The 13031-nt window shown below is 68.4% G+C and carries 12 protein-coding genes; 7 read left to right on the top strand and 5 right to left on the bottom strand.

Translation table 11 applies throughout. From position 1 onward, the window contains the following. Positions 1 to 35: 35 nt before the first annotated feature. From hscB to iscX, 4 genes are all read left to right on the top strand, one after another. Positions 36 to 563 (top strand): Fe-S protein assembly co-chaperone HscB, encoded by a 528-nt coding sequence (hscB, locus tag CFB89_RS10785; protein ID WP_089467988.1) that lies wholly within the window; start codon positions 36 to 38, stop codon positions 561 to 563. A 54-nt stretch (positions 564 to 617) separates the two neighbouring features. Then, entirely contained in the window at positions 618 to 2486 is a 1869-nt protein-coding gene (gene hscA, locus CFB89_RS10780; protein WP_089467805.1) for a Fe-S protein assembly chaperone HscA, read from the top strand. An 87-nt stretch (positions 2487 to 2573) separates the two neighbouring features. Continuing rightward, positions 2574 to 2915, top strand: coding sequence for an ISC system 2Fe-2S type ferredoxin (fdx, locus tag CFB89_RS10775; protein WP_006478392.1), 342 nt, complete (start codon positions 2574 to 2576; stop codon positions 2913 to 2915). 19 nt (positions 2916 to 2934) lie between these two features. After that, a complete protein-coding gene (gene iscX, locus CFB89_RS10770; RefSeq protein ID WP_089467804.1) occupies positions 2935 to 3144 on the top strand; it encodes a Fe-S cluster assembly protein IscX in 210 nt (69 codons plus the stop codon). A 152-nt stretch (positions 3145 to 3296) separates the two neighbouring features. On the opposite strand, the gene CFB89_RS10765 is transcribed toward iscX, so the two are convergent. The 5 genes from CFB89_RS10765 to CFB89_RS10745 all read right to left on the bottom strand — a co-directional run bounded on the left by CFB89_RS10765 (position 3297) and on the right by CFB89_RS10745 (position 10006). Next, the gene (locus tag CFB89_RS10765) at positions 3297 to 4025 is read right to left on the bottom strand and encodes a glycine zipper 2TM domain-containing protein (RefSeq protein ID WP_089467803.1); all 729 of its coding nucleotides are present in this window, start codon (positions 4023 to 4025) and stop codon (positions 3297 to 3299) included. A 347-nt stretch (positions 4026 to 4372) separates the two neighbouring features. Continuing rightward, positions 4373 to 5899: a lysine--tRNA ligase gene (lysS, locus tag CFB89_RS10760; RefSeq protein ID WP_050013000.1), complete on the bottom strand. Its 1527-nt coding sequence runs from the start codon at positions 5897 to 5899 to the stop codon at positions 4373 to 4375. 73 nt (positions 5900 to 5972) lie between these two features. Beyond that, a protein-coding gene (prfB, locus tag CFB89_RS10755; RefSeq protein WP_102961735.1) for a peptide chain release factor 2 occupies positions 5973 to 7077 on the bottom strand; the annotation gives its coding sequence in 2 pieces (ribosomal slippage) (positions 5973 to 6995 and positions 6997 to 7077; 1104 coding nt in all). A 153-nt stretch (positions 7078 to 7230) separates the two neighbouring features. Then, positions 7231 to 8928 carry a single-stranded-DNA-specific exonuclease RecJ gene (gene recJ, locus CFB89_RS10750; protein WP_089467802.1) on the bottom strand — a complete coding sequence of 566 codons (1698 nt, stop codon included), beginning with the start codon at positions 8926 to 8928 and terminating at the stop codon, positions 7231 to 7233. Positions 8929 to 8941: 13 nt separating this feature from the next. Next, positions 8942 to 10006, bottom strand: a complete 1065-nt coding sequence (locus tag CFB89_RS10745) for a regulator (protein ID WP_089467987.1) — start codon at positions 10004 to 10006, stop codon at positions 8942 to 8944. 162 nt (positions 10007 to 10168) lie between these two features. Here CFB89_RS10745 and CFB89_RS10740 point away from each other — a divergent pair, with 162 nt between their 5' ends. From CFB89_RS10740 to CFB89_RS10730, 3 genes are all read left to right on the top strand, one after another. Further along, on the top strand, positions 10169 to 11422 hold the full coding sequence (locus CFB89_RS10740) for a lipoprotein-releasing ABC transporter permease subunit (protein ID WP_089467801.1): 1254 nt from the start codon (positions 10169 to 10171) through the stop codon (positions 11420 to 11422). A 58-nt stretch (positions 11423 to 11480) separates the two neighbouring features. Continuing rightward, on the top strand, positions 11481 to 12176 hold the full coding sequence (gene lolD / locus CFB89_RS10735; protein ID WP_089467800.1) for a lipoprotein-releasing ABC transporter ATP-binding protein LolD: 696 nt from the start codon (positions 11481 to 11483) through the stop codon (positions 12174 to 12176). A 66-nt stretch (positions 12177 to 12242) separates the two neighbouring features. Further along, complete coding sequence (locus CFB89_RS10730) at positions 12243 to 13031, top strand: TatD family hydrolase (protein WP_089467799.1); 789 nt, start codon at positions 12243 to 12245, stop codon at positions 13029 to 13031.

Below are 13031 nucleotides of genomic sequence, written 5' to 3'. Positions count from 1 at the left end.
GTTTGCCGCACGACGAACCGGAATTGAACGCGACGATGGTTTCGCTGAAAGACAGCCATTTCGACCTGTTTCACCTGCCGGCGCAATTCGCGCTCGACGAGACGGCGCTCGACGCCGCCTACCGCACGGTGCAGACGCAGGTGCATCCGGACCGCTTCGCGGCGGCCGGCGACGCGCAAAAGCGCATCGCGATGCAATGGGCCACCCGCGCGAACGAGGCTTACCGCACGCTGCGCGATCCGCTGCAGCGCGCGTCCTATCTGCTGTCGCTGCGCGGCGTCGACATCGGCGCGGAAAACAACACGGCGATGGAGCCTGCCTTCCTGATGCAGCAGATGGAGTGGCGCGAAGGCATCGAGGATGCCGCGGCCGCCCGCAACGTCGATGCGCTCGATGCATTGCTCGCCGAGTTGCGCGACGAGAAGCGCGTGCGCGTCGAGCGCCTCGGCACGCTGCTCGACAGCGGTGCCGATCAGGCCGCCGCGGAAGCCGTGCGTCAGCTGATGTTCATCGAACGGGTCGCGTCGGAAGTGGGCGCGCAGATCGAGCGCCTCGAAACTTAACCGCGTGCCTGGCGGCACGCGCAGCAAACGGGCCGAGCGCCCGAACGAACCAAGATGGCTTTACTGCAAATTTCCGAACCGGGCATGGCGCCGGCGCCGCACCAGCGGCGGCTCGCCGTCGGGATCGATCTCGGCACGACGAACTCGCTCGTCGCCGCCGTGCGCAACAGCGTGCCCGAAGTCCTGCCGGACGAAGCCGGCCGCGTGCTGCTGCCGTCGGTGGTCCGCTACCTCGAGAAGGGTGGCCGCCGCATCGGCCACGAAGCGAAGGAGCAGGCCGCGACCGATCCGCGCAACACGATCGTGTCGGTCAAGCGCTTCATGGGCCGCGGCAAGGCCGAGGTCGAAGGCGCGGCGAACGCGCCGTACGAATTCGTCGACGCGCCGGGCATGGTGCAGATCCGCACGATCGACGGCGTGAAGAGCCCGGTCGAAGTGTCGGCCGAAATTCTCGCGACGCTGCGTTATCGCGCGGAAGATTCGCTCGGCGACGATCTGGTCGGTGCGGTGATCACGGTGCCCGCATACTTCGACGACGCGCAGCGCCAGGCGACCAAGGATGCCGCGCGTCTCGCGGGCCTCAACGTGCTGCGGCTGCTGAACGAACCGACCGCCGCGGCGATCGCCTATGGCCTCGACAATGCGGCCGAAGGCCTTTACGCGGTGTACGACCTCGGCGGCGGCACGTTCGACCTGTCGATCCTGAAGCTGACGAAGGGCGTGTTCGAGGTGCTGGCCGCGGGCGGCGATTCCGCGCTGGGCGGCGACGATTTCGACCACGCGCTGTTCGGTCACGTGCTCGCGCAGGCCGGGATCGACGCGAAGACGCTCGCGCCCGAGGACGTGCGCCTGCTGCTCGATCGCGTGCGCGTGCTGAAGGAAGCGCTGTCGTCGGCGCCCGAAGCGGCGCTCGACGTGACGCTGTCGAGCGGTGCGCACCTCGTGCAGACGATTTCGCACGATACCTTCGCGTCGCTCGTCGAGCCGCTCGTGCAGCGCACGCTCACGCCGACCCGCAAGGCGCTGCGCGATGCGCAGGTCACGCCGGCCGACATCAAGGGCGTCGTGCTCGTCGGCGGCGCGACGCGCATGCCGGTGATCCGCGATGCGGTCGCGAAATATTTCGGCCAGCCGCCGCTCGTGAACCTCGATCCGGACCAGGTCGTCGCGCTCGGCGCGGCGATCCAGGCCGATCTGCTCGCGGGTAACCGCGGCACCGGCGACGACTGGCTGCTGCTCGACGTGATTCCGCTGTCGCTCGGTGTCGAGACGATGGGCGGCCTCGTCGAGAAGATCATTCCGCGCAACTCGACGATTCCGATCGCGCGCGCGCAGGAATTCACGACCTTCAAGGACGGCCAGACCGCGATGGCGATCCACGTCGTGCAGGGCGAGCGCGAGCTCGTCGCCGACTGCCGGTCGCTCGCGCGCTTCGAGCTGCGCGGCATTCCGCCGATGACGGCGGGCGCGGCCCGCATTCGCGTGACCTATCAGGTCGACGCGGACGGCCTGCTGTCGGTGTTCGCACGCGAGCAGTTGTCGGGCGTCGAGGCGTCGGTCGTCGTGAAGCCGTCGTACGGCCTCGCCGACGACGACATCGCGAAGATGCTGGAAGACAGCTTCAAGACCGCTGAAATCGACATGCGCGCGCGCGCGCTGCGCGAAGCGCAGGTCGAGGCCGAGCGGATGCTCGAGGCGACGCAGGCCGCGCTGGCGGCCGACGGCGAATTGCTCGATGCCGACGAGCGCGCGCAGGTCGACGCGCTGGCCGCGGCGTTGCGCGCGGTCGCGCAGGGCGACGATACGAATGCGATCGAAGCGGCGACCAAGGCGCTGGCCGACGGTACCGACGAATTCGCGGCGCGCCGGATGGACAAGAGCATCAAGCGCGCGCTGTCGGGCCGCCGGCTCGACGAGATCTGAACCCACGAACCGCGCATCGGCCGGCAACGGCCCGCGCGACGATGAACGTGCGGCGCGTGGCGCCGCACCCTGACTGATGGAACGAACATGCCTCAACTGGTGGTGCTGCCTCACGTCGAACTGTGCCCGGACGGCGCGGTGATCGACGCGACGCCCGGCAAGAGTATCTGCGACAACCTGCTCGATCACGGGATCGAGATCGAGCACGCATGCGAGAAGTCGTGTGCATGCACGACGTGCCACGTGGTGATCCGCGAAGGCTTCAACGATCTGACGCCGTCCGAGGAGGACGAGGACGATCTGCTGGACAAGGCGTGGGGCCTCGAGCCGACGTCGCGTCTGTCGTGCCAGGCGATCGTGAAGGAAGATTCGGACCTGGTGGTCGAGATCCCGAAGTACTCGATCAACCACGCGAAGGAAAATCACTGACAGGAACCGGAGGCAGGCGATGAAATGGACCGATTCGCGTGAAATAGCCATTGCGCTGGCGGACAAGTACCCGGACATCGACCCGCAGCGAATCAACTTCGTCGACCTGCGCCAATGGGTGCTCGAACTCGACGGCTTCGACGACGATCCGGCGCACTCCGGCGAGAAGATCCTCGAGGCGATCCAGGCGCACTGGATCGACGAATCGGATTTCGACGACGAGGACTGACCGACCCGACCGGTCGCGGCGTGCGCTGCAACGGCGCACGCCGCGCCCATGAAAAACGGCTCGCGAGCAAGCGCTCGCGAGCCGTTTTTCATGGGCGCGCTGCCGCGCACGACACACGGGCAGCGAACGCCGGCGACTACACGATCAGATGATTACGCGCCGACCAGCGTGCCGTTCTCGATCCGCACGCGCTGGCCCTGGCCGAACGGCGGCGGGTTGTGGTACGTGAACGTGCGCGTCGCGCCGCTTTCCATCTGCACTTGCACCTGATAGTCGGTTTCCGCGCGAACCTGCTTCTCGACCTGGTTACCGGCGAGCCCGCCGCCCAGCGCGCCGATGATCGTCATCGCGGTGCGGCCGTTGCCGTTGCCGAACTGGTTGCCGAGCAGGCCGCCGGCCGCCGCGCCGCCCACGGCGCCGATCCCCGAGCTCTGGCCCGGCGTGCGCGTCTGCGTGATCGAGACGACCGTGCCGCAGCTCTGGCAGTAGGTTTGCGCAGGCGCCGACGGCTGCTGCGCGTATTGCGGCGGCTGCGGCGCGGTCGTGTGACGGCGGTGCGGTGCGGCCGGGCGCGGCGCCGGCTTCGGCTCGGCCTGCGCGACGGCGGCCTTCTGCTGCGCGGCGGCCTGTTCCGCCGCCTGCCGCTGCGCTTGCGCGGCGAGCGCGGCGCTGGCGGCCGCGGCCGTATCGACGGCCGGCTGCGACGCGATCAGCGCGGCCTGGGTCTGGCCGTTCTGTTCGTTGCTGCTGGTGGCTTTCGGGAAGACGCCCGTGATCGCCGCGGTCGCCGCGAGGCTGGCGACGATGACGGCGCCGGCCGCGGTGGCGATCAGCGGGTGGAGGCGTTGCTTTTGCGGCGTGGTCTGATTCTGGTTGTCCATTTTTTTCTCCAAGGTCGATCCGGATCGACGCACTGCGCCGGAGCTGGATCCCACGCTCGGGAGCGAGCAGACTCGGCGTTCCGGTGCCTCGTTCTGGTCCCGTGGTCATGCGTGGTGACGCAACAGGAGTGTCGTTCACGGCCCAGCGGCGCGCCGTATCAAGGTGTAACGAATTGCAGCGCGGGATCGGCGCTTGCTACCGGGAAAACCCGGGGAAGGCCGTCGCGACGTGGGAATAAAACGGGGAAGGATCGAAGGCCGGCAGACGCCGGCTGGCGGGATTTACGCGTCGTTACAAAGCCGACGCGTGCGCGCCACGGAATGCGGCGCACACGCGGGGGCGGCCGTCAGTCTTCGCGGCGCAGGTGCGGGAACAGCAGCACGTCGCGGATCGTCGGGCTGTCGGTCAGCAGCATCACGAGACGGTCGATGCCGATCCCGCAACCGCCGGTCGGCGGCATCCCGTATTCGAGCGCGCGGATGTAGTCGGCGTCGAAGAACATCGCTTCCTCGTCGCCCGCATCCTTCTGCTCGACCTGCTTCTTGAAGCGCGCGGCCTGGTCTTCCGGATCGTTCAGTTCCGAGAAGCCGTTCGCGATCTCGCGGCCGGTCATGAACAGCTCGAAACGCTCGGTGATGCCCGGCACCGTATCCGATGCGCGTGCGAGCGGCGACACCTCGACCGGGTAGTCGATGATGTAGGTCGGCTCCCACAGCTGCGATTCCGCGGTTTCCTCGAACAGCGCGAGCTGCAGCGCGCCGATGCCTGCATTCAGGAAGGCCGGCTGCGACACGTCGACGCCGAGGCGCTTCAGTTCCGTACGCAGGAACGCGTCGTCCGACAACTGGCCGTCGGTGTAGTCCGGTGCGTACTTCTGGATCGCCTGCGTGATCGTCAGGCGATGGAACGGCTTCGCGAGGTCGAGCTCGCGGCCCTGATACTGGATCGTCGCGGTGCCGAGCGCATCGATCGCCGCCTGGCGGATCAGTTGCTCGGTGAAGTCCATCAGCCAGCGGTAGTCGGTGTACGCGGCGTAGAACTCCATCATCGTGAATTCCGGGTTGTGACGCGGCGACACGCCTTCGTTCCGGAAATTGCGATTGATTTCGAACACGCGCTCGAAGCCGCCGACGATCAGGCGCTTCAGGTACAACTCCGGCGCGATGCGCAGGAACATCTGCATGTCGAGCGCATTGTGATGCGTGACGAACGGCTTCGCGGCCGCGCCGCCCGGGATCGGGTGCAGCATCGGCGTCTCGACTTCCATGAACTCGGCGTTGTCCATGAACTTGCGGATCGACGCGATCGTCTTCGTGCGGGCGCGGAACGTGTCGCGCGTTTCCGGCGTGACGATCAGGTCGACGTAGCGCTGGCGGTAGCGCATTTCCTGGTCGGACAGGCCGTGGAACTTGTCCGGCAGCGGACGCAGCGCCTTCGACAGCAGGCGCAGCTCCTTGCACTGGACCGACAACTCGCCCTTGTTGGTGCGGAACAGCACGCCGCGCGCGGCGACGATGTCGCCGAGGTCCCACTTCTTGAACGCATCGTAGGTGTCGGCGCCGACGTCGTTCGGCGTCACGAAGAACTGGATCTGGCCCGACCCGTCCTGCACCGTCGCGAAGCTCGCCTTGCCCATCACGCGCTTGAGCATCATGCGGCCGGCGACCGACACCTCGACCGGATTCGCTTCGAGCGCGGCCTTGTCCGAATCGGCGAATTTGGCCTGCAGGTCGGCTGCATGGTGCTCGGGCCGGAAGTCGTTCGGATAGGCGACGCCTTGCTCGCGCAACGCGCGCAGCTTCTCGCGGCGCTCGGCGATGATCTGGTTGTCGTCCGCCGTGACGGCGGGCTGCGTTTGGGTCGGTTCGGTCATGATGGTCGGAATTCGGAGTGGGGTGCGGCAACGCAAACGGGAAGGGCGGCGCGGGCCGGCCGCGCCGCGGCGCTTACACGCCCTGTTTGAGGCTCGCGCTGATGAAGTCGTCGAGGTCGCCGTCGAGCACCGCACGCGTGTTGCTCATTTCGACGTTCGTGCGCAGGTCCTTCACGCGGCTCTGGTCGAGCACGTACGAGCGGATCTGGTGGCCCCAGCCCACATCGGTCTTGCTCGATTCGAGCTTGTCCTGCTCGGCCTGGCGCTTGCGCATCTCGACTTCGTACAGGCGCGACTTCAGCATCGCCATCGCTTCGGCGCGGTTGCGGTGCTGCGAGCGGTCGTTCTGACATTGCACGACGATGCCCGTCGGCATGTGCGTGATCCGCACCGCGGAGTCGGTCTTGTTGATGTGCTGACCGCCCGCGCCCGATGCGCGGTACGTGTCGATGCGCAGGTCGGCCGGGTTGATCTCGACTTCGATCGAGTCGTCGATTTCCGGATAGACGAACACCGACGAGAACGACGTATGGCGGCCGCCCGACGAATCGAACGGCGACTTGCGCACGAGGCGGTGGATGCCCGTTTCGGTGCGCAGGAAGCCGTACGCGTATTCGCCCGTGACCTTGACCGTCGCGTTCTTGATGCCGGCGACGTCGCCATCGGACTCTTCGAGCACCTCGGCCTTGAAGCCCTTGCGTTCGCAGTAGCGCAGGTACTGGCGCAGCAGCATCGACGCCCAGTCGCATGCCTCGGTGCCGCCGGCGCCGGCCTGGATGTCGATGAAGCAGTTGTTCGGATCGGCCGGGTTCGAGAACATCCGGCGGAATTCGATGTCGCCGACGCGCGCTTCGAGCTTCGCGGCGTCGTCTTCGGATGCGAGAAGGGTGTCTTCGTCGCCTTCCTCGCGCGCCAGCTCGAACAGGTCGAGCGCATCGCGCAGGTCGCTATCGAGCGCGGTCAGCGTCGTGACGACGCCTTCGAGCAGCTTTTTCTCGCGACCGAGCGCCTGGGCGTTCTTCGAATCGTTCCAGACGTTCGGGTCTTCGAGTTCCTTGTTGACTTCGGTCAGACGCGCAGCTTTGGCGTCGTAGTCAAAGATACCCCCGAAGCTCGCCCGCGCGATTGCGCAGGTCGAGCAGGGAGCTTTCGATCGCGTTGAGACGTTCCGCTTCCATGATCGTTCGCTGTTCCGGCTTCGTAAAAAAGCGGAATTATAGCCGATCGGCCGGGTTGCCCGGTGACGCAAACGGTGCCTGTACGCGTGTTGACGGCCCCGTCCGGCGCGTCGCGCACATGCAGGGGCGGGCATCGCGGAACGGCCGGCCCGCTCAGCCGGCCGCGTGTTCGACGATCAGCTGGACGCGCGTGACGCCGTTCCACGTATCGGCGACGAGCCGGTACGCGACCAGCGCGCTCGCCGGCAGCGGCTCGGTATGGTTGAACCAGATCGCGTTGAAGCGCTGGCGACCGCGCGCGAGCTGCAGCTTCAGGTGCTTTTCCTTCACGAGCGACTGCGACACGACGTCGAATTCGCCCGAGAAAAGCGGGGCCGGAAACCCTTGCCCCCAAACGGCCTCGTCGAGCAGGCCGACGAACTGCGGCGTGAAGTACGCGTCCTCGAGTTCGCCGTCGGTCTCGATCACGCGGGCCAGCGCATCGTCGGACAGCCATTCGCGCGCGACGGCCTCGAATGCGGCCGCGAAGCGCGGCACGTTGTCGGTGTCGAGCGTGAGGCCGGCCGCCATCGCGTGGCCGCCGAACGCGACGATCAGGTCCGGTTCGCGTTTCGACACGAGGTCGAGCGCGTCGCGCAGGTGGAAGCCGGCGATCGACCGGCCGGAACCCTTGACCCGCTTGCCGTCGTCGTCGGCGTGCGCGAACGTGAACGACGGGCGGTGGAATTTTTCCTTGAGCCGGCCGGCGACGATGCCGATCACGCCCTGGTGCCACTCCGGATTGAACAGCGTGATCGTGCATGCGTCGGCCGGATCGACGTCGGCGAGATCGGCGAGCGCCTGCTGTTGCATGCCGGCCTCGATTTCGCGGCGCTCGCGGTTCATCACGTCGAGCTGCTGCGCGAGATCCCACGCGCGGCCGATGTCGTCGGTGATCAGGCATTCGATGCCGAGCGACATGTCGGACAGCCGCCCGGCCGCGTTCAGGCGCGGGCCGAGGCCGAAGCCGAGGTCGAAGCCCGATGCGGTGCGCGCTTCGCGCGCGGCGGCGCGGAACAGCGCGGCGACGCCTGGCTGCATGCGGCCGTTGCGGATGCGCTGCAGCCCTTGCGCGACGAGCACGCGGTTGTTGCCGTCGAGCCGCACGACGTCGGCGACGGTGCCGAGCGCGACGAGGTCGAGCAGGCCGTCGAGGCGCGGCTCGGCTTCCTTGCTGGCGAACGCGCCGCGGCGGCGCAGCTCGGCGCGCAGCGCGAGCAGCACGTAGAACATCACGCCCACGCCGGCCAGGTGCTTGCTCGGGAACGCGCAGCCGGGCTGGTTCGGGTTGACGATCGCGCGCGCGGCGGGCAGCGCGTCGCCGGGCAGGTGGTGGTCGGTCACGAGCACGTCGATGCCGCGCGCGTTCGCGGCTTCGACGCCGGCGACGCTCGCGATCCCGTTGTCGACCGTGATCAGCAGGTCGGGCTTGCGCGCGGCCGCGAGCTCGACGATCTCCGGCGTGAGGCCGTAGCCGTATTCGAAGCGGTTCGGCACCAGGTAGTCGATCCGCGCGCCGAACATCCGCAGGCCGCGCACCGCGACCGCGCAGGCGGTCGCGCCGTCGCAGTCGTAGTCGGCGACGACGAGCAGGCGCCGCTTGTCGGCGATCGCGTCGGCGAGCAGCACTGCCGCATCGGCGCAGCCTTTCAGCTCGGTGGGCGGAACGAGGCGCGCGAGCGCGGTCTCGATATCGACGGGCGACTGCACGCCGCGCGACGCGTACAGGCGCGCGAGGACGGGGTGCAGGCCGTGGCGCGCGAGCGCTTCGGCGTCGGCGGGCGCGACGGGGCGGGTAACGATGCGGGTCATACGGGTGGGCTTGTTATTCGAAGAGGGAGGCAAGCGCGCGGCGGCGCCAGAACTTGCGCAGGTCGCCGCGCGTCGCGTGCAGCGTGACGGAGCTCGTGTCGCCGCACAGCGTCACGTCGACGCTCGCCAGCTCGCCGTTCTGCAGCGCGGCGAGCGCGGGTGCGAACCAGTCGCGCTCCAGCGCGGCGAGGCCGTCGTGCCAGCGCGCCCAGTCCTGCTCGATGAACGGGGTGGTCAGCGCCGGCAGCTCGACGAGCGTCGCGCCGTCGGCGCCGGGCAGCGCGCCGAACGTCGCGGGCAGGTTGCCGGCTTCGGCTTGCGCGGCGCGCGCGAGGCCGAGCGCGGCCGGCGACGCGGACACCACGCGCGCGAACGGCTTGCCGACCGGCTTCAGCGTGCCCTGCGCATGGAACCAGATCGAATTGACGGCCGGCAGCCCACGGGCCTCGCGGGCTTCGTTCACCGGGTGCTGGAACCACGCCATCTGCACTTCGTTCTGCAGTTTCATCCACATCCGCGAGCGCTCGCCAGTGTGCGCCTCGTGCGGCAGCCAGATCTCGATGTTGCGGCCGCTGGCGCGCAGCGGCGCGGCGCCGGCGAGGCGCGCGAGCTGGTCGCTCGACAGGTACCAGCGCGCGGGGTTCGGCGCTTCGAGCCGCACGCCCAGCTCCTCGATCAGCGGCCGCGCGACCGCGAGCAGCGCGGCCGCGTCGCCGTCGTCGAGCGCGAGGGCGGCCGGATCGACGAGCACCAGATGATCGTGCGCGATTTCGACGTGCACGGGCTCGACGCACGCCCACGCGTGCGCGCCGGGATCGCCGCCGTCGGCCAGCAGCATGTAGGGCGCGAGCGGCGCCTCGTCGGCGGCGTTGCCCTGCGTGGCGCCGAACCGGCTGGCCAGCCAGCGCTCGTGCGGCAGCGTGCGCTGGAAGTCCTCGCCGGTCACGCGCTCGACGAGGCTTGCTCGGGCGAGCAACTTTTGGAGCGCGGGGCTGTCCAGCGTATGCAGGGACGAGGCCGCGTCGGCCGCCGACGGCAGCGCGAACGGAACGAGAAAATGGAGGCGTCGGTCGTGCATGATGGTGCGCATTGTATGGCAAACTGCGCGCGTGATCGGGCCGGCTGACGGCCCGTTCGCGTCCGGCGGCCGTTTTTTCGACCGTGCCCGGGCTGCCGGCCGCCACCCGGCGGCGGTCCGGCCGCGGCGCGCCTCCCGCCGTAACCAGCAGAAAGGATTCGCTTGAAACTTCCGTACGAATGGCAGATCGGCTGGCGCTACACGCGCGCCGGCAAACGCACGACCGGCAACGGCTTCATTTCCTTCATCGCGCTCGTCTCGATGCTCGGGATCGCGCTCGGCGTCGCGGCGCTGATCGTCGTGCTGTCGGTGATGAACGGCTTCCAGAAGGAGGTGCGCGACCGCATGCTGTCGGTGCTCGCGCACGTCGAGGTGTTCTCGCCGACGGGCTCGATGCCCGACTGGCAACTGACCGCGCAGGAAGCGCGCCGCAATCCGGCGGTGATCGGCGCGGCGCCGTACGTCGACGCGCAGGCGCTGCTCACGCGCCAGGACGCGGTGAGCGGCGTGATGCTGCGCGGCGTCGAACCGTCGCTCGAGCCGCAGGTGTCGGACATCGGCAAGGACATGAAGGCCGGCCGGCTGGCCGCGCTCGTGCCGGGCCAGTTCGGCATCGTGCTCGGCGACGCGCTCGCCGGCAATCTCGGCGTGACGGTCGGCGACAAGGTCACGCTCGTCGCGCCCGAAGGCTCGATCACGCCGGCCGGCATGATGCCGCGCCTGAAGCAGTTCACCGTGGTCGGCGTGTTCGAATCGGGCCACTACGAATACGACAGCACGCTCGCGATGATCAACATCCGCGACGCCGAGGCGCTATTCCGGATGAGCGCGCCGACCGGCGTGCGGCTGCGACTCACCGACATGCAGAAGGCGCCGCAGGTCGCCGTCGAGCTGTCGCATACGCTGTCGGGCAGCCTCTACATCCGCGACTGGACCCAGCAGAACAAGACGTGGTTCTCGGCCGTGCAGATCGAGAAGCGGATGATGTTCATCATCCTCACGCTGATCATCGCGGTGGCCGCGTTCAACCTCGTGTCGTCGCTCGTGATGACGGTCACCAACAAGCAGGCCGACATCGCGATCCTGCGCACGCTCGGCGCGCAGCCGGGGTCGATCATGAAGATCTTCGTCGTGCAGGGCGTGACGATCGGCTTCGTCGGCACCGCGTCCGGCGTCGCGCTTGGCTGCCTGATCGCGTGGAGCATCCCGTGGCTGATCCCGATGATCGAGCATCTGTTCGGCGTGCAGTTCCTGCCGCCCTCGGTGTACTTCATCAGCGAGCTGCCGTCCGAACTCGTCGCGAGCGACGTGATCCGGATCGGGCTGATCGCGTTCGCGCTGTCGGCCGTCGCGACGCTCTATCCGAGCTGGCGCGGCGCGAAGGTGAAGCCGGCGGAGGCGCTCCGCTATGAATGACCGCGCGGCCGCATTCGCGGACTCACGACAACAACACAACAGACAGGATTCGGCAGGTATGCAGGAATACGTGCTTCAGGCGCGCGGGATCACGAAGGCGTTCGTACAGGGCGGCTTCAACGTGCAGGTGCTCGACAACACCGAGCTGACGGTGCGGCGCGGGGAGAAGCTCGCGGTCGTCGGCGCGTCGGGCTCCGGCAAGAGCACGCTGCTGCACGTGCTCGGCGGCCTAGACGAACCGAGCGCCGGCGAAGTGTCGCTGCTCGGCAGGCCTTTTACGCAGCTCGCCGAGCGCGAGCGCAACGAACTGCGCAACCGTGCGCTCGGCTTCGTCTACCAGTTCCACCACCTGCTGCCCGAGTTCACGGCGCTCGACAACGTCGCGATGCCGTTGCGCATCCGCCGGATGACGACCGAGGACGCGCGGGAGCAGGCACAGGCGATGCTCGAACGCGTCGGTCTCGGCCCGCGTGCGAAGCACCGGCCGGGCGAGCTGTCGGGCGGCGAACGGCAGCGCGTCGCGATCGCGCGCGCGCTGGTTACGAAGCCCGCGTGCGTGCTCGCCGACGAGCCGACCGGCAACCTCGACGGCACGACGGCCGACACGGTGTTCAACCTGATGCTCGAACTGTCCGAGACGCTCGAAACGAGTTTCGTGATCGTCACGCACGACCCCGATCTCGCCGCGCGCTGCGACCGCATCATGCGGCTGCGCGACGGGGTGCTGCACGAGGAGCCGGCGCTGCCGGTGTAAAAAAGCCACGCCGCTCGCCGGCCGCCTGTTCGTCGCGGCATGGCACAACGGCGCAGGACCGCTGCCATGTGGATCGACACGCACTGCCATCTCGATGCCGCCGAGTTCGACACCGACCGCGACGCGGTCGCGCAGGCTGCGCACGCGGCCGGCGTGTCGCGCATCGTGATCCCGAGCATCGGGCGCGACAACTTCACGACGGTGCGCGAACTCGCGCAGCGCACGCCGGGCGCGGCGTACGCGCTCGGCATTCATCCGATGTATACGCCGCAGGCGCGCGACGCCGATCTCGACCGGCTGCGCATGGAGATCGAGGCGAGCCTCGACGATCCGCGTTTCGTCGCGATCGGCGAGATCGGGCTCGACTATTTCGTGCCGGGGCTCGACGAAGACCGGCAGCAGTTCTTCTACCAGGGCCAGCTCCGGCTCGCGCGGGAATTCGATCTGCCGGTGCTGTGCCACGTGCGCAAGTCGCAGGACCGCGTGCTGGCCGGGCTGCGCCGTTTCGGCGTGCGGCGCGGCATCGCGCATGCGTTCAACGGCAGTTTTCAGCAGGCCGAAGCGTATCTGGCGCAGGGGCTGCATCTCGGCTTCGGCGGCAACGTGACCTTCTCGCGTGCGCGGCAGATCCGCCGGCTCGCCACCGAGTTGCCGCTCGACGCGCTCGTCGTCGAAACCGACGCGCCCGACATCGCGCCCGAATGGGCCTACAAAACCCGCAATACGCCCGACCAGGTGCCGCGCATCGGCGATGTGCTCGCCGAATTGCGCGGGCTCGATACCGGCGAACTGGCCGTATGCACTTCGGCTAACGCGCTCGCCGCGCTGCCGCGACTCGCCCTTTCGTCCGCATAA

Source organism: Burkholderia sp. AU16741, from assembly GCF_002223345.1.
Lineage (GTDB): Bacteria > Pseudomonadota > Gammaproteobacteria > Burkholderiales > Burkholderiaceae > Burkholderia > Burkholderia sola.
Note: the sequence above shows the minus strand (reverse complement) of the source record. Positions and strands in the feature narration are given on the sequence as shown.

Bases quoted from the DNA above. Each gene is read 5' to 3' on its own strand.
- hscB (WP_089467988.1), top strand. From the start codon at position 36: ATGGTTTCGCTGAAAGACAGCCATTTCGACCTGTTTCACCTGCCGGCG.
- hscA (WP_089467805.1), top strand. From the start codon at position 618: ATGGCTTTACTGCAAATTTCCGAACCGGGCATGGCGCCGGCGCCGCAC.
- fdx (WP_006478392.1), top strand. From the start codon at position 2,574: ATGCCTCAACTGGTGGTGCTGCCTCACGTCGAACTGTGCCCGGACGGC.
- iscX (WP_089467804.1), top strand. From the start codon at position 2,935: ATGAAATGGACCGATTCGCGTGAAATAGCCATTGCGCTGGCGGACAAG.
- CFB89_RS10765 (WP_089467803.1), bottom strand. From the start codon at position 4,025: ATGGACAACCAGAATCAGACCACGCCGCAAAAGCAACGCCTCCACCCG.
- lysS (WP_050013000.1), bottom strand. From the start codon at position 5,899: ATGACCGAACCGACCCAAACGCAGCCCGCCGTCACGGCGGACGACAAC.
- recJ (WP_089467802.1), bottom strand. From the start codon at position 8,928: ATGACCCGCATCGTTACCCGCCCCGTCGCGCCCGCCGACGCCGAAGCG.
- CFB89_RS10745 (WP_089467987.1), bottom strand. From the start codon at position 10,006: ATGCACGACCGACGCCTCCATTTTCTCGTTCCGTTCGCGCTGCCGTCG.
- lolD (WP_089467800.1), top strand. From the start codon at position 11,481: ATGCAGGAATACGTGCTTCAGGCGCGCGGGATCACGAAGGCGTTCGTA.
- CFB89_RS10730 (WP_089467799.1), top strand. From the start codon at position 12,243: ATGTGGATCGACACGCACTGCCATCTCGATGCCGCCGAGTTCGACACC.